Raw genomic sequence first — 19,237 nt, forward strand, 5'->3', positions numbered from 1 at the left:
GCCAATCTCAGTCCGGCGCGCGGGCGGCGAGGGCCTCGAAATCGATGTAGTGGCCCGCGCGGTCGCGCTTGGAGGCGAGATAGCGGACATTTTCCGCCGTCGGGCGGCCGAGCACCCGCTGGTCGGCAACCACCTCCAGCCCGGCCGCGTTCAGCGCCTCGATCTTCTGCGGGTTGTTGGTGAACACCCGAACCGCGGACACGCCGAGCTGGCGGAGCATGGCGGCGGCGAAATCGAACCGGCGCTGATCGAGGTCGAAGCCGAGCGCAGCGTCCGCATCGTAGGTGTCAAAGCCCTGGGCTTGCAGGGCATAGGCGCGCATTTTGTTGGAGATGCCGTTGCCGCGGCCCTCCTGGTCCAGATAGAGCAGGATGCCGCCGTCGCCTTGGGCCATCCGTCGCACCGTGTCGCGCAGCTGATCTCCGCAATCGCACTTCAGCGAGCCGAACAGGTCGCCGGTCAGGCACGCGGAATGCAGCCGCACCGCCACCGCCCGCGACAGGTCCGGACGGCCGACGATGATCGCCACCTGGTCGCGCAGTCCATCGCCACCGCGAAAGACGACGAACTCGGTTTCCGGAGCGCCTTCGAGCGGCACTGGCGCGCGCCCGACAATTGTTAGCCGCGCAACCTCTGCGGCCCGGAAGGCCATGATGTCGTGCGCCTCCACCGTCACCAGACCGGCAGCCATACCCTCCGGTACCGAGCAGACCACCGCCGCCGGCAGCACCAAAGCGAGCGCGAGCAGTTCCAGCGCGGCGACTTGGGCAGGCGTCGCTGGGGCGACCGGCGCGTCGAGCCGCGTCTCGGGCTTGAGCGCCAGACTTGTCACTCGGTCGATATCGAGATGCGGAAGGGCAACCGCGCCCGCCTGGGCACGAGGCGATCCCAACCGATTCAGCCGTGGAGCTGCCAGCACGAGGCTGGCATCAGCGGCGCCAGCGCCCTCGAGCACTCCGGCCATCGTCGCGTCAAACGCCTCCGCCGCCACGACCACCAAACGGACGTCACCCGCCGCGATCACAACGGCGCGAGCGGACCGGACCTCGGCAATGGCGCGCTCCACGGAAAGCCGCCCCGCGTCCGGCGCAAACCCAAGACCTTCAACGATGGACGCCATTTTGACCTCTCACAGCGGGAAACGCGACCAGCCGACGGCGCGAACGATCTGTCGTATCGGCAGGAGCGTAACAAACGGCATGATGACGCGTTCCTGATCGAACTGTCTGCTTACGCCGGGCGAGGACCGATGGATGACACGACCCTGCGGCTCCGGTCGCACAAGCGAGTGAGTGGATATCCGGTGCAGGACCAGGAAGCGGCGGCAAATCCGCGCCCGCACGTCATCGCCCAGCTCGGCCAATCCCTGGACGGGCGCATCGCCACCACCTCGGGCGAGTCGAAATACATCAACGGCCCCCATGCCCTCGACCACCTGCACGCGTTGCGGGCGTCCGTTGACGCTGTGGTGGTGGGGGTGGGAACGGTCTGCGCGGACGATCCGCTGCTGACGGTGCGCCGCATAGCTGGTGTGAGTCCGGCGCGGGTGGTGATCGATCCGTCGGGCCGGGTCGATCCAAATGCGCGCTGTTTCGCCGAGGATGGCGTGCGCCGGCTCGTGGTTCGGCGGCGGAGTGTCTGCGCTCCGCTTCCCGCGGGGGTGGACCTGGTGGAGATGGACGACGGTCCCGCGTTCGATCCGTGCGCGATCCTCGAGTCACTGGTGCAGCAGGGATTCAGGCGGATCCTCGTGGAGGGAGGCCCCACCACCCTCTCAGCCTTCCTAGAAGCCGACCTCGTGGACCAGCTTCACGTTTTCGTGTCCCCGGTCATCCTGGGAGCCGGCCGCATCGGCTTGTCCCGCAAGGCATGCGACACTCTGGCTCACGCGCTGCGCCCGAAGGCGCAGGTGCATGTATTCGCCGATGGCGACGTCCTGTTCCGGTGCGATCTGCGGGAGAGCGCCCGCGGCGCCGGTTCGCGGGACGCGCCTTCGCCAGTGGAGGCCAATCCCCCCGATGAACAGCACGTCTCATCCCGAGCCCTACGCGCCGCCGGCTAGGCGTATCCACTGGATCATGGCGGTCCTGGTGATCCTCGTGATCCCGCTGGGATTTGCCATGATGAACATGGATTCCGGCCCCACGCAGGACCGGCTGTTCGATCTCCACCGCTCCATCGGCTTCACCATCCTCTGCCTCGCGGTGATCCGCGTGCTGATTCGCATCCTCAATCCGCCTCCAGCCCCGCCCGAGGGCATGCCGAAGGCACTCTGGATCGTCGCCAATACGGTGCATTACGCGCTCTATGTGCTGATCTTCGTCATGCCAGTGCTCGGGTGGCTGGCCTCCAACGCCTTCGGCAGCGCAGTGAGCATCTTCGGGCTGTTCACGCTGCCCAATATCATTGCCAAGAACGACGCCCTCGCCGATCTCTTCGGCGACTGGCACGCGCGGCTCGGCTTCGTCATGACCGCGCTGGTGATCATGCACGCGGGGGCGGGCCTTTGGCATGGCGTCATCCTGCGCGACGGCGTGCTCTCGCGCATGTGGCCGGGCCTGTCTCGCTGACCGAGGAGCTGAAGCGCCGCGTTCCGTTAACGATTGGCGATCCCAAAAAACCGTTCGGTTTCCGGCCGCTGTTTCCGTTGACATGCCGGCGAAGCACTCCTACCTCTTTAGGTAGCCGGCCGGTTTGCAATGCATGAGACGGTCCCTCGCGGGACCGTTCATAGGGGATCAAATCGCATGGCCCTACGCGTGTCCGGAAAGAATCTCGACGTCGGCGAAGCTCTTCGCCAGCGTTTGACCGAGCGGGTCTCGGAAGTCCTCGAAAAATACTTCGACGGTGGATGGTCAGGGCACGTGACCGTCACGAGGGACGGCTCCGGCTACCGCTCCGAATGCATGCTTCATCTTGATTCGGGCGTGAACCTTCAGGCGCACGGCAATGCGCAGGATCCGAATGCCTGCGCCGACGTGGCGGTCGAGAAGATCGAGAAGCGCCTCCGCCGCTACAAGCAGCGCCTCAAGGATCGTCACGGGCATGGCAACGGCAATGGTGTCGATCATGCCGCCCAGAGCTACATCCTGAGCGCCGCGCCCGAAACCGAGACCGAGGAAGAACTCGTCGGCTGGAGCCCGACCGTGGTGGCGGAGCAGGTGACGCGCCTGCGCACGCTCTCGGTGGCGGATGCCGTCGTGGAGCTCGACATCACCGGTGCTCCCGTCGTCGTCTTCCGCCACGCCGGCCATGGCCGGGTCAGCGTCGTCTACCGCCGGCCCGACGGCCATGTGGGATGGATCGACCCAGGCGCCGAGGAATTGCACTAGACCACGCGCGGGGGGCCTGCTTGCAGGCTCCCCGATGCGCGCCGAAGATCTTGGAAGTCGACCCGGGCGGGAACGGTGCCCTCGCGGGTCATGGCGATGCCGGGGGGCAGATGCTGAAAGCCGTGCCGGAGCCTTGCCAAGCGGGCGGGCCGGGACGCTTCGGAACAGCGCCGACCCGCACCAACGAATCTCTGCGCATACCGCCCCGGCTTGAGCCGGAGGCTGGTTAACGCTAGATGGAGGCCGCATGAAGACCTCCGGGAGGGACAACCCTCCCGCGTTTTGAATGGGGACGGAGCAATGCATCGGCGCTTTGGGGGCGCCGCCGCCTTTGAACCGTTCCTTGCGTCCGCCGCTTTACCGAGCCTCGGCCGCTCGCCCCAGGGACCTGATCGATGCCGCTCGCCGACCTCCTTGCCCCGGACGCAGTGTTTCCGATGCTGCGGGCGAGCAGCAAGAAACAGGCCCTGCAGGAACTCTCCCACCATGCGGCCCTGCTGATGGGCCGCGATCAGCGGGACATCTTCGATACGCTGCTGCAGCGCGAGCGCCTGGGCTCGACCGGCGTCGGCAACGGCATCGCCATTCCGCACGGCAAGCTCCCCGGTCTCACCAAGCTGTTCGGCCTGTTCGCGCGGCTGGAGAAGCCCATCGATTTCGAATCGCTGGACGGCGCGCCGGTGGACCTCGTGTTCCTGCTTCTGGCCCCTGAAGCCGCCGGCGCGGATCACCTCAAGGCGTTGGCACGGGTTGCCCGAATGCTGCGAGACCCCGATGTTGTGGAAAAGCTCCGGGCCACGCGCGATGCCGGCGCGATGCACGCTCTGCTGACCGCCACCTCGGCCTCAAACGCCGCCTGAGCGCGAGCGGCAACAAAAAGCCGGGCCGTTGCCGACCCGGCGGGAAAATTCAGAACCTTTGCCCGTTGACCGGCCTTCCGGCCGTCAGTGCACGCTGACGGTCACCAGCTCGTGCTGCATGGCATTGGCCAGCGCGGCCTCGCGGCTGTCGGTCAGCATGATGGGCGTGCCATCGGCTGCGTGCAGCGTAAACAGCGTCATGCCGGGCGCGATCTCCGGCGCCTGCGGGAACAGGGACGGCACGTCCTCCGACTTGATGCTGCGCACGTAGGCGATTTCGCCGCCGCCCAGGACAGCCAGAGCCTCCGGGGTGATGTCCGCCAGGACTTCGTGTTCGGTATCGTGGGTCATCAATCTACTCCTCTACTCCTGGCAAATCCGGCACCTCTCCCCTTCAGGAGCGGGAGACGATGTCGATTCGCTTGGCGTGGCGGGCCGGCTCGGGGCGAACCAGATCCACGGACAGGAGGCCGTGCTTCAATTCGGCACCCAGCACATTCATGCCTTCTGCAAGCACGAAGGTGCGCTGGAACTGCCGGGCGGCGATCCCCCGATGCAGGAAAATCCGGCCCTGTCCATCCTCGACCTGACGGCCCCGAATGGTCAGTTCCTTCTCCTCCAGCACGACCTCGAGCTGCTCCGCCGTGAAGCCCGCCACCGCCAGGGTGATCCTGAGGCGCAGCGGCTCACCGGCGGCTTCGATCCTCTCCACATTGTAGGGAGGATACCCGTCCGCGCTCTTGGCCACCCGGTCGAGCGCCCGCTCGACCTCGTCGAACCCCAGAAGAAAGGGGGACGACAGGGAAGACATCCGCGACATCAGCCAAAGTCCTCGTCAAGCGACTTTGCATTGCCGGGCATGCACCTATCCGGCCATGCCCGCCGGGACCCTCTCGGCATCCCGACAAGGGTGCATATGGGGGGCACTCCATCCCCCCGCAAGGCTCGATGCCGCGGGCGGACTCAGGCGGCGCGGCGCGGACCCACGGTCTGGCGCGGGGCGAAGCTGTCGGCGTCGGCCGCATGCCACTCGGCGGCATAGGGTGTCTCGTCCGGCGCATCCAGAAGGGAACCCGCCTCAAGGAAGGTGTAGATGCGGTCGAGCGCCTTGACCTCGATGGGGCTGACCCGGTGCCAGACGTGATGGGGCAAGAGGTCGCCGGGATGCTCCAGCCCCGCCGCCGCGATCAGTTCCGCCAGCGCGTGCACCGTATGCCGGTGGAAGCTCGCCACCCGCTCCGCCTTCTCGTCCACGACGAGGCCGCGTTGCAGGTGAGGATCGTTGGTGGTGACGCCCGTCGGGCAGGTGCCGGTATGGCAGCGCATGGACATGACGCAGCCGAGCGAGAACATGAAGGCGCGGGCCGCGTTGCACCAGTCGGCACCGATGGCCATGTTCGCCGCCATGGAGAAGCCGGATGTGACCTTGCCTGAGGCGGCGAGGCGCACATTCTGCCGGAGCCCGGTGCCCACCAGTGCGTTGCGCATCAGAATGAGCCCTTCGCGCAGCGGCATGCCCAGATGGTCCGCGAGCTCGTGCGGCGCGGCGCCGGTGCCGCCCTCCGCCCCGTCCACCACGACGAAATCGGGCTGGATGCCCGTCTTCACCATGGCCTTGGCGAGGGCGAACACCTCGCTGGGATGGCCGACGCAGAGCTTGATGCCCACCGGCTTGCCGCCGGACAGCTCCCGCAATTGCGCGACGAATTCCATCATCTGCGCCGGCGTCGAAAAGGCGGAATGACGCGACGGCGAGATGCAGTCCTCGCCCAGCGGGATTCCCCGGATCTCGGCGATCTCCGGCGTCACCTTGGCGGCCGGCAGCACACCGCCATGACCCGGCTTGGCGCCTTGGGAGAGCTTGATCTCCACCATCTTGACCTGGGGGTCGGTCGCGCGCTCGGCGAAGCGCTCGGGCGAAAAGGTACCGTCGCGGTTGCGGGCGCCGAAATAGCCGGAACCCAGCTCCCACACGATGTCGCCGCCATGGATGCGGTGATAGGGCGACAGTCCGCCCTCGCCGGTATCGTGATAGCAGCCGGCGGTCTTCGCCCCGAGGTTCAGCGCCTCGATGGCGTTGCGTCCCAGCGAGCCGAAGCTCATGGCGGAGACATTGAGAACCGAGGCGGAATAAGGCTTTGCGCAGGCGCTGCCGCCCACCGTCACCCGGAACGGCTCGTGCGCCACCGGCGCGGGGGCGAGGGAGTGGGTCATCCACTCATACTCGGCCGCATAGGTGTCGAGCTCGGTGCCGAAGGGCTGGCGGTCTTCCTCGTTCTTGGCGCGGGCGTAGATGATGGACCGGTCCTCGCGGTTGTAGGGCCGCTCGGACTGGTCGTCCTCCATCAGATACTGCCGGAGATAGGGGCGCATCGCCTCGAAGATCCAGCGCACCGAGCCGATCACCGGGTAGTTGCGCAGGAGCGAGTGCTCGGACTGTGTGACGTCGAAAATTCCAACCAGAACAAGGGGAAAGAGCACGCAGAAGACGATCAGCCACGCCTGGTGGGAAGTGAAGGAGAGCAGGAGGCTGACGAGCGCGATCACCGTCACGGTGATGAACACGCTCCATCGCCGCAGCAACCCGCGGGCGCTGGAGGACATGAACAGGCCATCCGCACCGCCTTCGGGCTGGGGGGCGGACTTGTATTCGGGCTTGGTGGCGACGGGCATGGGCAGTCTCCTTCGCCGCCAAGCTAGTCGATTTGGCGCCGGAGGGGAGCACCGGCGCGATAAAAAAGGCACATCGAATCAAAGGCATGAATGTGCGCTGCGGCATTGGCGATCCACCGCCCGCCGCACTGCACGCGTCTCAGGCCGGGGCGTCGGCGTGGCTGGCGAAGCTGTCGGCGAGGGCGCGCAGGCGCACGATCTGGTCAGGCAACTCGCGCCAGTAGCGGCGGTTCAGCTCCAGATTGACGATGGTGCCGGCCGGGAAGGCGCAGCGGCGGGCGACGAGGTCCCAGTCGATGCCGCCCCAGCCCAGCGGCAGGTGCAGGTCGCCCTCGCCGAGGCCGGCCCGCTCGGCATCGTCGATGGCCCAGCTTTCCTGAGGCCTGCCAAAGCTTTCGTGGACATGGACATGGCGGGCATAGGGGGCCAGAGCGGCGATTTCGGCGGCGAAGTCCACCCGGGCGTCGGTGGACCGCAGGAGGGCGTGGCTCACGTCCAGAGTGGCGCGGACGTGGGGATGATCGATGGCGTCCAGCTCTCCGGCGAGCCGCGAGGGCAGCGCCGTCTCGCGCATGGTCTCGTAGCGGAAGATGTTTTCCACGCAAAGGGTTACGCCCGCCACGCCGGCCTTGTCGCCGGCCTTGAGCAAGGCGTTGCGCTGCCGCTCATAGGCCATCGCCACATCATCGTCCCCCCGGACGCAGCCGGAGTGGAGGACGAGGTGGGGGGCGGAAAGTGAGCCGGCTATGGCGATCATGGCGTCCAGGAAGGCCTCGTGACGGGGGAGGCGCTCCTTCGGGGACATGAGGTTGATGGCGAGCGGCCCATGCACGGTGTAGCCAAAGGGGCGGTCGCGGGTGGCGGCGACGAGACGATCGAGGCGGTCCTGCAGCACCCGGCCGTCCACCACCAGCGTCCAGGCGAAGACGGGAAGCTCAACGAAATCAACGCCCAAGCGCTCGGCCTCATCGAGGGCGGCGGGCAGGTCGTCGAAGTCCGGCGACGTGGTTCGGATGGAATATCCGATGCCCCGGATGGCGGGAAAAGGCGTGCGCGCGTCCATGGGCGATGCTCCCTCGGGGATTTTTCGCCTCAGGCTAGCGAAGAGAAATGAGACGCCTGTGACAGCCGGCCGGCTGATCGAACTGTACAGAAGAATCGGCGGGGTTCAGCATCGATTCAGGTGGGGTATCGGTGCCATCAGGCACTGTCAGTCCCGAACACCCCCTCAGATACCACCATTCTCGTCGAGCGCGATCGCGCGTCCGTCCTCTTCCCCGGTGGCGAAGATGGTGGCGAGGAAGGCATCGAGCCAGCTCACCACCGCGCCGTCGTGCAGGGCCCATCCGGCGAGATGGGCCTCCCCCGGCTGGGCGCCTTTCCGGGTGAAGCGGTGGGCGCCGCGCTCGATCCAGGTCACCATCATCTCCCGCGTCACCTCGGGATGGAACTGGACACCCCAGGCGGCCCCCGCCCGGAAGGCCTGATTGGGGAATACGGTGCCGGTGGCGAGCAGCTCGGCACCGGCGGGCACGTCGAAGCCCTCGGTGTGCCAGTGGTAGACATGGCCCGGCCACGGCATCAGCGCGGCGCCAGCCTCCGTGGCGCGGAGCGGGTAATAGCCCATCTCGCAGATGCCCTCGGCATGGGGCGCCACATGTCCGCCCAGCGCCCGGGCGAGGATCTGCGCGCCGAGGCAGATGCCGAGGGTGGGGAGGTCCGCGGCCAGCGCCCGCTCCATCAGCCGGGTCTCGGCGCGGATGAAGTCGCTGTCGTCATTGGCGCTCATGGGGCCGCCGAAGACGAGGAGGCCGGCGTGGTGCGCGAAGGTGTCCGGCAGGGGATCGCCCAGCGCCGGACGGCGCACGTCCAGCGCGAACCCGCGCGCCTTCAGGCGCTCGCCCACGCGGCCGGGCGTGGAGCGCTCCTGATGGAGCACCACCAAAAGGGTGCGCGGGTCGTCTTCCGGTGCGGCCACGGCGCGCGCCCTCAGGCCGGCGTGTCGCCGCCTTCGGTCTCCTCGCGCACCTCGCGGCGGATGCGGATGCGGTCGCGGGAGCCGACGTTCAGAAGCTCGGCGGCGCGCCAGACGAGATTGTCCTCGAACTCGGAGAGGCCGCCGTCCGCATAGGCCACCTCGAACATCATCTCGACGATGCGCAGGCGCCCTTCCTCGTCCAGCGCCCGGTTGAGCACGCTGGTGAAGGCGTAGAGGTCCACCGCCTCGGCGTCCTTGGCGATGGCCAGTTCCACCAGCTGCTCGGTCTCGACCTCGTCGAGGGCGAAGCGGCCGGCGAGGATGGTCTTGAGCACCGCCCGCTCTTCCGGCGTCACCGCCCCGTCGATGGACATGACATGCACCAGCAGCGCCGCGGCGGCGAGGCGATAGTCGGTCTCGTCGAAGGCGGCGGCCTCGCGGTGGCCTCCGGTGATGTCGGAGATGAAGTCGGAGAGGGTGCGGAACATGCCTCTGGGTCCTGGGGCTCGGGGCTCGGGCTCCTTTCGCCTGTGCCATGACGGCTGCGGCGGTGCAAGGGAGGAAGACGGACCCGATCCGGAGGACGCCCCTCAAGAGCCCGGAAACAGCTCCACATGTGTCTCCGCGGTCCGGCCGAAATAGAGGGCGCGGCGGCCGGGGAAGGAGACGATGTAGCCGGCGCAGCCGGCCGCCGCCGCCGTCTCGCAGAAGCCGCGATAGGTGTAGCCCGGCACCTGTTGCTGCGCCTCGCGGATCGCGGCCTTAAGGCGAGCGGTGTCGAAGGCGGGCGCGATGGCCGTCGCGACACGGTGGGCCGGCAGCTCCAGGCTGTCGCCGTCGGGCAGATAATAGGTGGCGGTGGCGCGGCGCAGATCCACCGCATAGCTCTCGAAGCCGGCGGCGATGAGCGCGCCCACGATCTCCGGGAAGATCAGGGTGTCGCCCTCTGCGGCGGCAAGACAGGCGCGGGCAACGGCCTTCTGCTCGTCGGTCATGGCTTCGCCCCAGGGCTCACTCGGCGGGAACGGCCGTCATGCTGCCGTGCCCGGCGACCTGCCGCAACAGACGCTCCGGCGTTTCCCGCTCCGCCGCCGTCGCGCCGGAGCCGTGTTCCGAGGAAACCTTATTCCGCGGGGTCTTATTCCGCCGGCGTTTTGGACGCCGCCGCGCGGGCCTTGGCCTCGGCCTTCTCGGCCGCCGCCTGCTCCTTGCCGGCGATGCGCAGGCTGAGTTCGCGGGCGCCGAGCAGGGTCAAGGCGAAGGCGAAGGGCACGATGTAGTAGAACAGCCGGAACACCAGCAGCGCGCCCAGAAGCTCCGCCTTGTCGAACTGCGGCAGGGCGACGAGGAGCGCCGCATCGAACACCCCGAGCCCGCCCGGCGCGTGGCTGGCGAAGCCCAGCAGGGTGGCGGTGACGAAGATGACCGACAGGCTGATGGGGTCGATATAGGGCGACGCCGGCATCAGCATGTACATGGCGGCGGCGCACAGGCTGAGGTCGAGGATGCCGATGCCCACCTGCAGCAGCGTGGTGCGGCCGCGCGGCAGCGTGACGAACCAGGTGGAGCGGCCGATGGTGCGCGGCGCCAGCGACACCCAGGTGATGTAGGCCACCAGCGCGCTCAGGGCCGCGACGCCGATGAGCCGGTTGATGAAGGGCGGCAGCTGGTCCACGGCGGTGGCCGCCTCGGGGTGCAGCGTGATGCCGAGGCCGAGCACGGCGATGTTGCCGAGCCAGAAGGTGAGGCCGGCCACGAAGCAGATCTTCGCCACATCGATGGCGCCGAGCCCCCAGGCCGAATAGATGCGGTAGCGCACCGAGCCGCCGGTGAAGACGGTGAAGCCCACATTGTGCCCCACCGAATAGGAGCAGAAGCCGGACAGCGCCGCGACGCGATAGGGCACGTGGTCCTTGCCGATGGTGCGCAGGGCGAACCAGTCATAGAAGGTGAGCGTCAGATAGGCACCGGCAACCAGGAAGAAGGCGATGGCGACGTCGCGCGGGTTCTTCTCGCGCAGGGCGTCGAGCACATCCGACCACTTGAGGTTGTGCAGCATCCGGTAGAGCACGGTCGCCGCGAAGGCGATCACGATCAGGCTCAGGATGAAGCCGAGGCCGTGCAGACCCACCCGCTCCTTGAAGAACGTCGATACTCTCACCGCCAGAGTGCGCGTACCCATATCGTCACCGTTCCCCCCGCCCGCGACGACCTCGGACGCCCCTGTTGTAGTTTGCTCCCCTGCCCTATGGGGAGCCTTTTTTTGCGGAGCATCGTTCGAAGCCAGGCCGTCTTGGGGTTCGTGATACACTGTAAGCCCTGCCTAAGGCTGGGATCGGACTGGCCGCCGGTGCCGGAGCGGATGCTCAGAGCTTCACCGGATAGCCGATCTCCACCGTCCGGGCACGCGGCAGGCCGAACCGGTCCACCGAACGCTCGGCATTGCGCGCGAGGAACGCGAAGACGTGGGCGACCACGTCCCTCAGCTTGATGACCTCGTCAGGCGGGATGATCCGCTCGTGGCCGATCACGTAGATCGCCGCGTCCGGATCGATGCCCCGCGCGCTCAGCGCCGGACCCAGCACAGACGGCACGTCGATCTGCTGCATGTAGCCGAAGCGCAGATCAACCCGCACGAACCCCTCATTGAGGGTGGTCACCTTGACCCGGTCTTCCACCGACACCCTGGGGCGGGCGGCGATCCAGACCGAGACGATAACCGCCTTCTCGAACCGGACCTTCAGCAGGTCTGCCATCCGGGAAAGCGCCACGGGCGTCATCGCACCTGCACGAGACAGAAAGATGGCAGTGCGCGGCGCCTCCACATCGTTCACCCGGTCCTTGCGGGCGACGAAATTGTCCAGCGGCTCGGTAAAGCGCACCTGCTGGGCCACCACCGCCTCGAGGCCGCGGCGCCAGCTGACCATCACGAAGATGATGACCGCCGCGATGGAGAGCGGCAGCCAGCCGCCGTCGTGGATCTTGGTCATGTTGGCGGAGGCGAAGGCGAAATCCACCGTCAGCAGGCCGGCGGCCATGGCCCACACCGCGAAGGAGGGCCAGCCCCACGCCCGCTTCACCTGGGCGATGAACAGGATGGAGGTCGTCACCATGGCGAACGCCACCGCGATGCCGTAGGCCGACGCCAGCCGGTCGGACGCCTCGAAGCCCAGCACCACGGCGATACAGGCGATCATCAGCAGCCAGTTCAGCCGGCCCACATAGATGTGCTGCTCGTTGTGCTCGGAGGTGTAGCGGATGCGCATGGGCGGCAGATAGCCCAGCTCGATGGCCTGCTTCGCCAGCGAGAACACGCCGGTGATGATGGATTGCGAGGCGATCACGGTCGCCGCCGTCGCGAGGAACAGCAGCGGAATGTCGAACATGTCGGGGCAGAGGTCGTAGAAGGGATTGCGGACCGCGCTCGGGTCCACCAGCAGGATCGCGCCCTGCCCGAAATAGTTGAGCAGCAGCGCCGGCATGGCCACGAACAGCCAGGCCCGCGCGATCACCGGCCGGCCGAAATGCCCGAGGTCCGCATAAAGCGCCTCGCCGCCGGTCACCGCCAGGAAGCAGGCGCCGAGGATGACGCCGGCAAGGCCGGGGTGCTGGACCATCAGCATGATGCCGTGGCGCGGATCGAGGCCCGCGATCACCTGCGGCGCCTGGAGGATGCCGTAGATGCCGAGCGCCGCCAGCGAGCCGAACCACAGCAGCATCACCGGGCCGAAGAAAGAGGCGATGCGCTCGGTGCCGAGGCGCTGGGAGAAGAAGATGGCCGCGAGCACGAGGCAGGTGAGCGCCACCACCCAGTGCTCCAGTTCCGGCGCGATGACCTGCAGGCCCTCGATGGCGGAGAGCACCGACATGGCCGGCGTGAGCACGCCGTCGCCGATGAGCATGGCGGCGCCGAGGAGGCCGGCTGCAAGCAAATACCATCTGAGGCCAATGGCGCTGCGATGCAGATCGAGCAGCGTCACGAGGGCGAGGATGCCGCCTTCGCCGTCATTGTCCGCCCTGAGCACGAGGAAGACGTACTTCACCGTGACGGAGAGGATGATGCTCCAGGTGATGAGGGAGAGCAGGCCGAGCACGTCGGCGCCGATGAAATTGGTTCCGCCCACCGCCAGCACGCCCTGCTTGAGGGCGTAGAGGGGGCTGGTGCCGATGTCGCCGAAGACGACGCCGAGGGCGCCGATCTCCGCAGCGAACGGCAGGGTGCGCGAACGGTCGCGGGAAAAGCTCGTGGACATGAAGGGCGGCTGCCTCTCAGCCGGGCGCGAACGTCAGGGGTGAGCGTGACGAACCGCGACCGGCGCTCCGGCCGGCGGGAGAATGCGCATCGCAACCGGATGCATCGCGCAGGAAGGCGCCTCGCGAGCGTCGCACGTAACCGTCCAAGGCCAAGCCCCCGCAACCAGCCCCCGCACATGCCCCGCTGCAGGTCTCCGCCCCGGTCGTCCCGAGGCCCGAACCCGCCCCCGCTCGGCGCCGGAAGCCTTCGCCCCGGAGCGCGGTATGCCCCGGACCGATCCGTTCCGACACCCCGCCGCACGGCGATCGCGGAACCGGCTTCCCGCGCGTTGCGGGTTCCCAACACCTATCCCCGTTCGCAGGTGAACACAATGCGGTGCCACACGGACCCCGCGCGCGGCCCCCAAACGCAGAACGCCGGCCCGAGGGCCGGCGTTCACGAACATCAGGACAGACGCGGCGCGCCGCGTTCCGTCGCGCAATCAGTAGCGGTAGTGCTCGGGCTTGAACGGGCCCTTCTGCGCCACGCCGATATAGGCCGACTGCTGGTCGGTGAGCTTGGTGAGCTTCACGCCGATCTTGTCGAGGTGCAGCGCCGCCACCTTCTCGTCCAGCGACTTCGGCAGGGTGTAAACCTTCTTGTCGTACTGGCCGGGCTTGGTGAACAGCTCGATCTGCGCCAGCGTCTGGTTGGTGAACGACGCCGACATCACGAAGCTCGGATGGCCGGTGGCGTTGCCGAGGTTCACGAGGCGCCCCTCGGACAAGAGGATGATGCGCTTGCCGTCGGCGAACTCGACCTCGTCCACCTGCGGCTTCACGTTGTGCCACTTCAGGTTCTTGAGGCCGGCCACCTGGATCTCGCTGTCGAAGTGGCCGATGTTGCAGACGATGGCGCGGTCCTTCATGGCCCGCATGTGGTCCACGGTGATCACGTCCAGATTGCCGGTGGCGGTCACGAAGATGTCGGCGCGCGTGGCGGCATCCTCCATGGTGGTGACCTCATAGCCTTCCATCGCCGCCTGCAGGGCGCAGATGGGATCGACCTCGGAGACCATCACGCGGCAGCCGGCATTGCGCAGCGAGGCGGCCGAGCCCTTGCCCACGTCGCCGAAGCCCGCGACCATGGCCACCTTGCCGGCCATCATCACGTCGGTGCCGCGGCGGATGCCGTCCACCAGCGATTCACGGCAGCCGTACAGGTTGTCGAACTTCGACTTGGTGACGCTGTCGTTCACGTTGATGGCGGGCCACAGCAGCGTGCCCTTCTTCTGCATCTCGTAGAGGCGATGCACGCCCGTGGTGGTCTCTTCCGTCACGCCCTGGATGTTCTTGGCGAGCTGCGAGTACCAGCCGTGCTTGTGCTTCAGGCGGCGCTTGATGGCGGCGAAGAGGACTTCCTCCTCCTCGTTGGTGGCGCCGTCGAGGAAGGCGGTGTCACCCTCTTCCGCGCGCTTGCCGAGGTGGACGAGCAGCGTCGCGTCGCCGCCGTCGTCGAGGATCATGTTGGGGGTGCCGCCGTCCGCCCACTCGAAGATGCGGTGGGTGTACTCCCAATACTCCTCCAGCGACTCGCCCTTGATGGCGAAGACGGGGGTGCCGGCGGCGGCGATGGCGGCCGCGGCGTGGTCCTGGGTGGAGTAGATGTTGCACGAGGCCCAGCGCACGTCGGCGCCGAGCGCCTTCAGCGTCTCGATGAGCACGCCGGTCTGGATGGTCATGTGCAGCGAGCCGGCGATGCGGGCGCCCTTGAGCGGCTGCGAGGGACCGTATTCGGCGCGGGTGGCCATGAGGCCGGGCATCTCGATCTCGGCGATGTCCAGTTCCTTGCGGCCCCAGTCCGCGAGGTTGATGTCCTTCACCACGTAATCGTTGCTCATGGATCGCTCCGCTTGAGATCGGCTCGGGGCGGCACGGTCCGGGCCGCCGGTCATGGCGCGCCCTTTAGCATGGCGGGTCCGGACGGGCAATAAGGATATAAAGAAATGCTTATATGACCTTGTCACGACGCTGCGCAAAGCGGCGCCGCGCAACGCCTCGCAAGTCGGCGCCCAGCAGACCTCCAGTCGTGCCCCAAGTCGCCGCCTGCCACCGGCCAAGGTAAGGTTGGCGACACACGCGCTTTGATTCCGACAAAAAATGTGATATACGTGACTTTACAGTCGATTGCTTCCACATCCAGCCACATCGCGTCCGCAATGTGTTCGCGCATATTCCAGGGCGCATTCTCGGGAACAAAGGGGCGAGAATAGGTGCCGGCCGTCTTCCTGCGGCGCGGCGCAAAGGCTGTCTGTATATCGTCTGGCAGAGCGGGGTGGCGGGCGTTCCGGCCGCGACCCATATCCGCAGCTGAAGGTGCGCGCCGTTGCCGGGACCGGACCGGCCGGCCGGCGCACCAACAGGTTCGGCCCCGGTTTTCCAGGGCCGGATCAGGAGTGTCAAGAGCATGTCGGCAAAGAAGAACGCGCAGGCCCGTCTCGGCTTCAAGACGGGCGAGCACATTGTTTACCCGTCCCATGGTGTTGGCCGTATCATGGCCATCGAGGAACAGGAAGTCGCCGGTTTCAAGCTCGAACTCTTCGTGATCTCGTTTGAAAAGGACAAGATGACGCTGCGGGTGCCCCTCGCCAAGATCGCCAGCGTCGGCATGCGCAAGCTTTCCGAGACCAACATCGTCGAGAAGTCGCTCGAGACCCTGCAGGGCCGCGCCCGCGTCAAGCGCACCATGTGGAGCCGCCGCGCGCAGGAATACGAAGCGAAGATCAATTCCGGCGACCTCGTCGCCATCTCCGAGGTGGTGCGCGACCTCTACCGCTCCGAGGCCCAGCCCGAGCAGTCCTATTCCGAGCGCCAGCTCTACGAGGCCGCCCTTGACCGCATGGCCCGCGAGCTGTCGGCCGTGCAGAACATCACCGAGACCGAGGCGGTGAAGCTCATCGAGCAGAACCTCCTCAAGGGTCCGCGCCGCGGCGCCGCCAAGGTGGCCGAGGAAGCCGACATCGACCAGGACATGGAAGCCGAAGAGGCCGCCTGAGCGTCCAGCATCTGGCGTTTGGGTCCCAGTTTTACACGGCGAGCGACAGGAACCCGGCCTCAAGCCGGGTTCTTTTTTGGAATGACGCACCCGGCCTCGAGCCGGGTTCTTTTTTGCCCGGGCGGCAGCGCCGCGGCAGCCGGATCAAGTTTTCGCGCGGCCGCCCCGCCGGGGTGTACGCGGCCTTCCGGCACGCTATGATGGCAGCGCTGAGCAGGCGGGGGCGCCGGCATGGAGACGTTTCATGCTCCCTCACGTCCGCGATCGGCAACATCCCAAACAAGATCAAGAAAGCCCCGCCGGGGTCCGGCGCGTCTGCACCTGCGGGCGCGGAGGCCGGGCTGCGCGCGCGGCACCGAGCAAGGAGGTCAACGTGACGCCAAGACCCAGCAGCGGCGCGATCTGCGTCGGGCTGTGACCCGTGCGGCGCGGCGGGGTCTCCCGCCGGCGCGGCCGAAGCTCCCCGGCTGTCGTCTTCCCCGGACGGCAGCCGGATTCATGTCAGGGCCGGCTCAGCGCGGTTCCAGCGCGATCTCCCACACATGGGGCCAGCACTTGCCCGTGACCAGCAGGTGGCCGGTGGCGGGATCGAAGGCGATGCCGTTCAGCACATAGGGATAGACCAGCTTCGCCGGATCGGGATTGAGGCCCGACAGGTCAATCCAGCCCAGCATCCTGCCGTCCGCCGGATCGATGATGGCGATGAAATGGCTCTGCCAGACATTGGCGTAGAGCTTGCCGTCCGCATATTCCAGCTCGTTGAGGAAGCCCAGCGGCGCCACCGCGTCGGAGACGAAGATGGTGCGCACCCGCTCGAAGGTGGCGGGATCGCGGAAGACGATGGAGGACGAGCCGTTGCTGGTGATGAGGTGGGTGCCGTCATGGGTCATCCCCCACCCCTGCTCGGTGTAGCGGAAGGCGCCGATCCGCTCGAACGTCTTGCGGTCGTAGACGTAGGCGTGATTGTCGAGATAGGTGAGCTGGTAGATGCGCTCGCCCATCACCGTCACGCCTTCGCCGAAGACGTTGGGGTCCAGCGCCCGCTCGCGCAGCACCTGCCCGCTCTTGAGGTCCCACGCGATCAGCCGCGAGCGGCCGTAGAGGCCGGTGCCCTCATAGATGGTGCCGCCCTCCAGCACGAAACCCTCCGTATAGGAGGAGGTGTCGTGCGGATGCACCTTCACCACCCGGTAGCGGTAGACGGGGATGGCGCTCTGCCCCAGCACCCGCTCGGAGGTGAGCTGGATGGGGCCGTGGGTGGGCGGCTCGCCGGTGGATGACTGCTCGCCCGCCGCGCGGGCACGGCCGGCGGCCAGCGCCGCCAGGCCGAGCCCGGCCATGCCCTTCACGACGGACCGCCGTCCGATCACGCCCTGCCCGGTCATTGGCGCCGCCCCCCGTGTTGGTGTTGGCGGCATGGTCGGCGCGCGCCGCGCCGGGCGTCAAGCTCAAGCCGTCAGACGCCCGCCGCCCCGCCATCCGCGCGCGGATCGTGGGCGCCTTCGAGCTGTCCGCTGGGGTGGATCACCACGCCACCGGCATGGCCCATGGTGTCGGAGTAGGCTTCCGGCAGCACCACCAGCTCGTGCCCCACCGACAGAAGGCGATCCACGAGATTGCCGTCGAAGCGGGATTCGAGCTTCAGATTGGTCTCCTGGTCGCCCCAGGTCCGGCCCAGCAGCCAGCGCGGCCGAGCGATGGCCTCGCCCAGCGGCACGCCGAACAGCGCGTGGCGGGTGAACACCGCCGCCTGCGTCTGCGGCTGCCCCTCCCCGCCCATGGTGCCGTAGGCGAGGATGCGCCCGTCGGCGAGTTCGGCGAGGGCGGGGTTGAGGGTGTGGAAGGGCCGCCGGCCGGGCAGCAAGGGGTTGAGCGCCTTCGGGTCGAGCACGAAGCTGCAGCCGCGGTTCTGCATCAGCACGCCGGTGGACGGCAGCACGCAGCCCGAGCCGAACTCGAAATAGATGGACTGGATGTAGGACACCGCCAGCCCCGAGGAATCGGCCGTGCCCATCCAGATGGTATCGCCGGGCTTCGCCTCGTGCGGCCAGGCCAGCGCCCGCCCCATGTCGATCTTCGCCGCCCGCTGCGCCAGCGCCTTGGGATCGAGGAAGGCGGCGGGATCGTGCGGCAGGTGCTCGGGATCGCACACCACCTGCTGGCGCACCAGAAACGCGCGCTTGGTGGCCTCCACCAGCCCATGGATGTGCTCGAACGTCTCCGCCCGCGCCACCTTGAGCTGGTCGAACAGGCCGAGGATGAGGAGGGAGGCGAGGCCCTGCGTCGGCGGCGGGGCGTTGAACAGGCGGGCGCCGCCGATCTTCATCTCCAGCGGCGGGCGCTCGCGGGCGCTATAGCGCTCGAGATCGGCGCGGGTGACGGGGCTGCCGATGCGCTCCAGGTCCGACGCCATCTCGCGACCCACATCGCCCCGATAGAAATCGGCGAGGCCGGCGGCGGCGAGGTGGTCCAGCGTGTCGGCGAGGCGCGGCTGGCGCTGCAGCGATCCCTCCTCCGGCACTTCGCCGCCGGGCAGGAACACCTCGGCGAAGCCCGGAGCATTCTCCAGTTCCGCCCGCTTCTCGCGGGTGAGCCGCGTCTGGGAGCGCGTCACCGGCACGCCCTCGCGGGCGAAGCGGATGGCCGGCTCCAGCAGCCGGCGCAGGGTCATCCGCCCGCCATGGCCGCGCGCCGCATCCAGCGCCAGCGCCCAGCCGCCCACCGCGCCGGGCACGGTGACGGCGGCGTTCGGGCCGCGGGTGGGGATCGTCTCGAAGCCGAGGTCGTGGTAGCGGGCGATGGTGGCGAGGCTACCGGCGAAGCCGCACGCCTCGATATAGCGCACCCGCCCGGACGGCTCGCGGATGAGCCAGAAGCCGTCGCCGCCCACATGGTTCATGTGCGGATAGACCACGGCGATGGCCGCCGCCGCCGCGATCATGGCCTCGACGGCGTTGCCGCCTTCGGCCAGCACCTCCTGCCCCGCCGCGGCGGCCAGGTGATGGGGCGCGGCAACGATACCGCGGGCGGCGTGGGTGCTTTCATACTCTTCAGCGGCCAGCATGAGGCTCCTCGGGGGCAGGACGGGAGGGAGGACAGGCGTGCG

18 protein-coding genes are annotated in these 19,237 nt (G+C 67.8%); 5 read left to right on the plus strand and 13 right to left on the minus strand.

What is annotated here, in order from left to right; all coding sequences use genetic code 11:
- Nucleotides 1-7 precede the first annotated feature (7 nt).
- Entirely contained in the window at nucleotides 8-1,120 is a 1,113-nt protein-coding gene (gene ribA, locus A37E_RS0108255; RefSeq protein WP_029556168.1) for a GTP cyclohydrolase II RibA, read from the minus strand.
- 129 nt (nucleotides 1,121-1,249) lie between these two features.
- Between ribA and A37E_RS0108260 the strand changes: the two genes are divergently transcribed.
- From A37E_RS0108260 to ptsN, 4 genes are all read left to right on the plus strand, one after another.
- Nucleotides 1,250-2,062, plus strand: coding sequence for a RibD family protein (locus A37E_RS0108260; RefSeq protein ID WP_051678878.1), 813 nt, complete (start codon nucleotides 1,250-1,252; stop codon nucleotides 2,060-2,062).
- On the plus strand, nucleotides 2,019-2,570 hold the full coding sequence (locus A37E_RS0108265) for a cytochrome b (RefSeq protein ID WP_029556170.1): 552 nt from the start codon (nucleotides 2,019-2,021) through the stop codon (nucleotides 2,568-2,570). Before A37E_RS0108260 ends, A37E_RS0108265 begins: the two co-directional genes overlap by 44 nt.
- A 177-nt stretch (nucleotides 2,571-2,747) precedes the next feature.
- Nucleotides 2,748-3,332 carry a ribosome-associated translation inhibitor RaiA gene (gene raiA, locus A37E_RS0108270; RefSeq protein ID WP_029556171.1) on the plus strand — a complete coding sequence of 195 codons (585 nt, stop codon included), beginning with the start codon at nucleotides 2,748-2,750 and terminating at the stop codon, nucleotides 3,330-3,332.
- A gap of 395 nt (nucleotides 3,333-3,727) precedes the next feature.
- On the plus strand, nucleotides 3,728-4,192 hold the full coding sequence (ptsN, locus tag A37E_RS0108275; RefSeq protein ID WP_029556172.1) for a PTS IIA-like nitrogen regulatory protein PtsN: 465 nt from the start codon (nucleotides 3,728-3,730) through the stop codon (nucleotides 4,190-4,192).
- Nucleotides 4,193-4,276: 84 nt separating this feature from the next.
- On the opposite strand, the gene A37E_RS0108280 is transcribed toward ptsN, so the two are convergent.
- The 10 genes from A37E_RS0108280 to ahcY all read right to left on the minus strand — a co-directional run bounded on the left by A37E_RS0108280 (nucleotide 4,277) and on the right by ahcY (nucleotide 14,977).
- Nucleotides 4,277-4,543 (minus strand): DUF1150 domain-containing protein, encoded by a 267-nt coding sequence (locus A37E_RS0108280; protein WP_024276708.1) that lies wholly within the window; start codon nucleotides 4,541-4,543, stop codon nucleotides 4,277-4,279.
- 43 nt (nucleotides 4,544-4,586) lie between these two features.
- Nucleotides 4,587-5,012, minus strand: coding sequence for an Hsp20 family protein (locus A37E_RS0108285; protein ID WP_029556173.1), 426 nt, complete (start codon nucleotides 5,010-5,012; stop codon nucleotides 4,587-4,589).
- 143 nt (nucleotides 5,013-5,155) lie between these two features.
- A complete protein-coding gene (locus tag A37E_RS0108290) occupies nucleotides 5,156-6,865 on the minus strand; it encodes an FMN-binding glutamate synthase family protein (RefSeq protein WP_245279293.1) in 1,710 nt (569 codons plus the stop codon).
- 139 nt (nucleotides 6,866-7,004) lie between these two features.
- The gene (locus tag A37E_RS0108295) at nucleotides 7,005-7,928 is read right to left on the minus strand and encodes a sugar phosphate isomerase/epimerase family protein (protein ID WP_029556175.1); all 924 of its coding nucleotides are present in this window, start codon (nucleotides 7,926-7,928) and stop codon (nucleotides 7,005-7,007) included.
- Between the two features lie 165 nt (nucleotides 7,929-8,093).
- On the minus strand, nucleotides 8,094-8,843 hold the full coding sequence (locus A37E_RS0108300) for a glutamine amidotransferase (protein WP_029556176.1): 750 nt from the start codon (nucleotides 8,841-8,843) through the stop codon (nucleotides 8,094-8,096).
- Between the two features lie 11 nt (nucleotides 8,844-8,854).
- The gene (locus A37E_RS0108305; protein WP_029556177.1) at nucleotides 8,855-9,331 is read right to left on the minus strand and encodes a TerB family tellurite resistance protein; all 477 of its coding nucleotides are present in this window, start codon (nucleotides 9,329-9,331) and stop codon (nucleotides 8,855-8,857) included.
- Between the two features lie 102 nt (nucleotides 9,332-9,433).
- A complete protein-coding gene (locus tag A37E_RS0108310; RefSeq protein ID WP_029556178.1) occupies nucleotides 9,434-9,838 on the minus strand; it encodes a DUF1398 family protein in 405 nt (134 codons plus the stop codon).
- A gap of 143 nt (nucleotides 9,839-9,981) precedes the next feature.
- The gene (locus tag A37E_RS0108315; RefSeq protein WP_029556179.1) at nucleotides 9,982-11,025 is read right to left on the minus strand and encodes a lysylphosphatidylglycerol synthase domain-containing protein; all 1,044 of its coding nucleotides are present in this window, start codon (nucleotides 11,023-11,025) and stop codon (nucleotides 9,982-9,984) included.
- 184 nt (nucleotides 11,026-11,209) lie between these two features.
- Nucleotides 11,210-13,096, minus strand: a complete 1,887-nt coding sequence (locus tag A37E_RS0108320; protein WP_029556180.1) for a KUP/HAK/KT family potassium transporter — start codon at nucleotides 13,094-13,096, stop codon at nucleotides 11,210-11,212.
- A gap of 483 nt (nucleotides 13,097-13,579) precedes the next feature.
- The gene (ahcY, locus tag A37E_RS0108325) at nucleotides 13,580-14,977 is read right to left on the minus strand and encodes an adenosylhomocysteinase (protein ID WP_029556181.1); all 1,398 of its coding nucleotides are present in this window, start codon (nucleotides 14,975-14,977) and stop codon (nucleotides 13,580-13,582) included.
- A gap of 566 nt (nucleotides 14,978-15,543) precedes the next feature.
- Here ahcY and A37E_RS0108330 point away from each other — a divergent pair.
- Nucleotides 15,544-16,131 carry a CarD family transcriptional regulator gene (locus A37E_RS0108330; RefSeq protein ID WP_024276699.1) on the plus strand — a complete coding sequence of 196 codons (588 nt, stop codon included), beginning with the start codon at nucleotides 15,544-15,546 and terminating at the stop codon, nucleotides 16,129-16,131.
- A 512-nt stretch (nucleotides 16,132-16,643) separates the two neighbouring features.
- On the opposite strand, the gene A37E_RS0108335 is transcribed toward A37E_RS0108330, so the two are convergent.
- Together A37E_RS0108335 and A37E_RS0108340 are read right to left on the minus strand one after the other, a co-directional pair.
- Nucleotides 16,644-17,516, minus strand: a complete 873-nt coding sequence (locus A37E_RS0108335; RefSeq protein WP_051678879.1) for a glutaminyl-peptide cyclotransferase — start codon at nucleotides 17,514-17,516, stop codon at nucleotides 16,644-16,646.
- Between the two features lie 71 nt (nucleotides 17,517-17,587).
- The gene (locus A37E_RS0108340; protein ID WP_029556183.1) at nucleotides 17,588-19,195 is read right to left on the minus strand and encodes a gamma-glutamyltransferase; all 1,608 of its coding nucleotides are present in this window, start codon (nucleotides 19,193-19,195) and stop codon (nucleotides 17,588-17,590) included.
- Between the last annotated feature and the right edge of the window lie 42 nt (nucleotides 19,196-19,237).

The sequence above is a fragment of the Xanthobacter sp. 91 genome (genome assembly GCF_000702385.1).
Lineage (GTDB): Bacteria > Pseudomonadota > Alphaproteobacteria > Rhizobiales > Xanthobacteraceae > Xanthobacter > Xanthobacter aminoxidans.

Excerpts from the sequence above, each read along its gene's own strand:
- A37E_RS0108335 (WP_051678879.1), bottom strand. The coding sequence starts at position 17,516 with ATGACCGGGCAGGGCGTGATCGGACGGCGGTCCGTCGTGAAGGGCATG.
- A37E_RS0108315 (WP_029556179.1), bottom strand. The coding sequence starts at position 11,025 with ATGGGTACGCGCACTCTGGCGGTGAGAGTATCGACGTTCTTCAAGGAG.
- A37E_RS0108340 (WP_029556183.1), bottom strand. The coding sequence starts at position 19,195 with ATGCTGGCCGCTGAAGAGTATGAAAGCACCCACGCCGCCCGCGGTATC.
- ahcY (WP_029556181.1), bottom strand. The coding sequence starts at position 14,977 with ATGAGCAACGATTACGTGGTGAAGGACATCAACCTCGCGGACTGGGGC.
- A37E_RS0108260 (WP_051678878.1), top strand. The coding sequence starts at position 1,250 with ATGGATGACACGACCCTGCGGCTCCGGTCGCACAAGCGAGTGAGTGGA.
- ribA (WP_029556168.1), bottom strand. The coding sequence starts at position 1,120 with ATGGCGTCCATCGTTGAAGGTCTTGGGTTTGCGCCGGACGCGGGGCGG.
- ptsN (WP_029556172.1), top strand. The coding sequence starts at position 3,728 with ATGCCGCTCGCCGACCTCCTTGCCCCGGACGCAGTGTTTCCGATGCTG.
- A37E_RS0108290 (WP_245279293.1), bottom strand. The coding sequence starts at position 6,865 with ATGCCCGTCGCCACCAAGCCCGAATACAAGTCCGCCCCCCAGCCCGAA.
- raiA (WP_029556171.1), top strand. The coding sequence starts at position 2,748 with ATGGCCCTACGCGTGTCCGGAAAGAATCTCGACGTCGGCGAAGCTCTT.
- A37E_RS0108285 (WP_029556173.1), bottom strand. The coding sequence starts at position 5,012 with ATGTCGCGGATGTCTTCCCTGTCGTCCCCCTTTCTTCTGGGGTTCGAC.
- A37E_RS0108310 (WP_029556178.1), bottom strand. The coding sequence starts at position 9,838 with ATGACCGACGAGCAGAAGGCCGTTGCCCGCGCCTGTCTTGCCGCCGCA.
- A37E_RS0108295 (WP_029556175.1), bottom strand. The coding sequence starts at position 7,928 with ATGGACGCGCGCACGCCTTTTCCCGCCATCCGGGGCATCGGATATTCC.
- A37E_RS0108265 (WP_029556170.1), top strand. The coding sequence starts at position 2,019 with ATGAACAGCACGTCTCATCCCGAGCCCTACGCGCCGCCGGCTAGGCGT.
- A37E_RS0108305 (WP_029556177.1), bottom strand. The coding sequence starts at position 9,331 with ATGTTCCGCACCCTCTCCGACTTCATCTCCGACATCACCGGAGGCCAC.
- A37E_RS0108320 (WP_029556180.1), bottom strand. The coding sequence starts at position 13,096 with ATGTCCACGAGCTTTTCCCGCGACCGTTCGCGCACCCTGCCGTTCGCT.
- A37E_RS0108330 (WP_024276699.1), top strand. The coding sequence starts at position 15,544 with ATGTCGGCAAAGAAGAACGCGCAGGCCCGTCTCGGCTTCAAGACGGGC.
- A37E_RS0108280 (WP_024276708.1), bottom strand. The coding sequence starts at position 4,543 with ATGACCCACGATACCGAACACGAAGTCCTGGCGGACATCACCCCGGAG.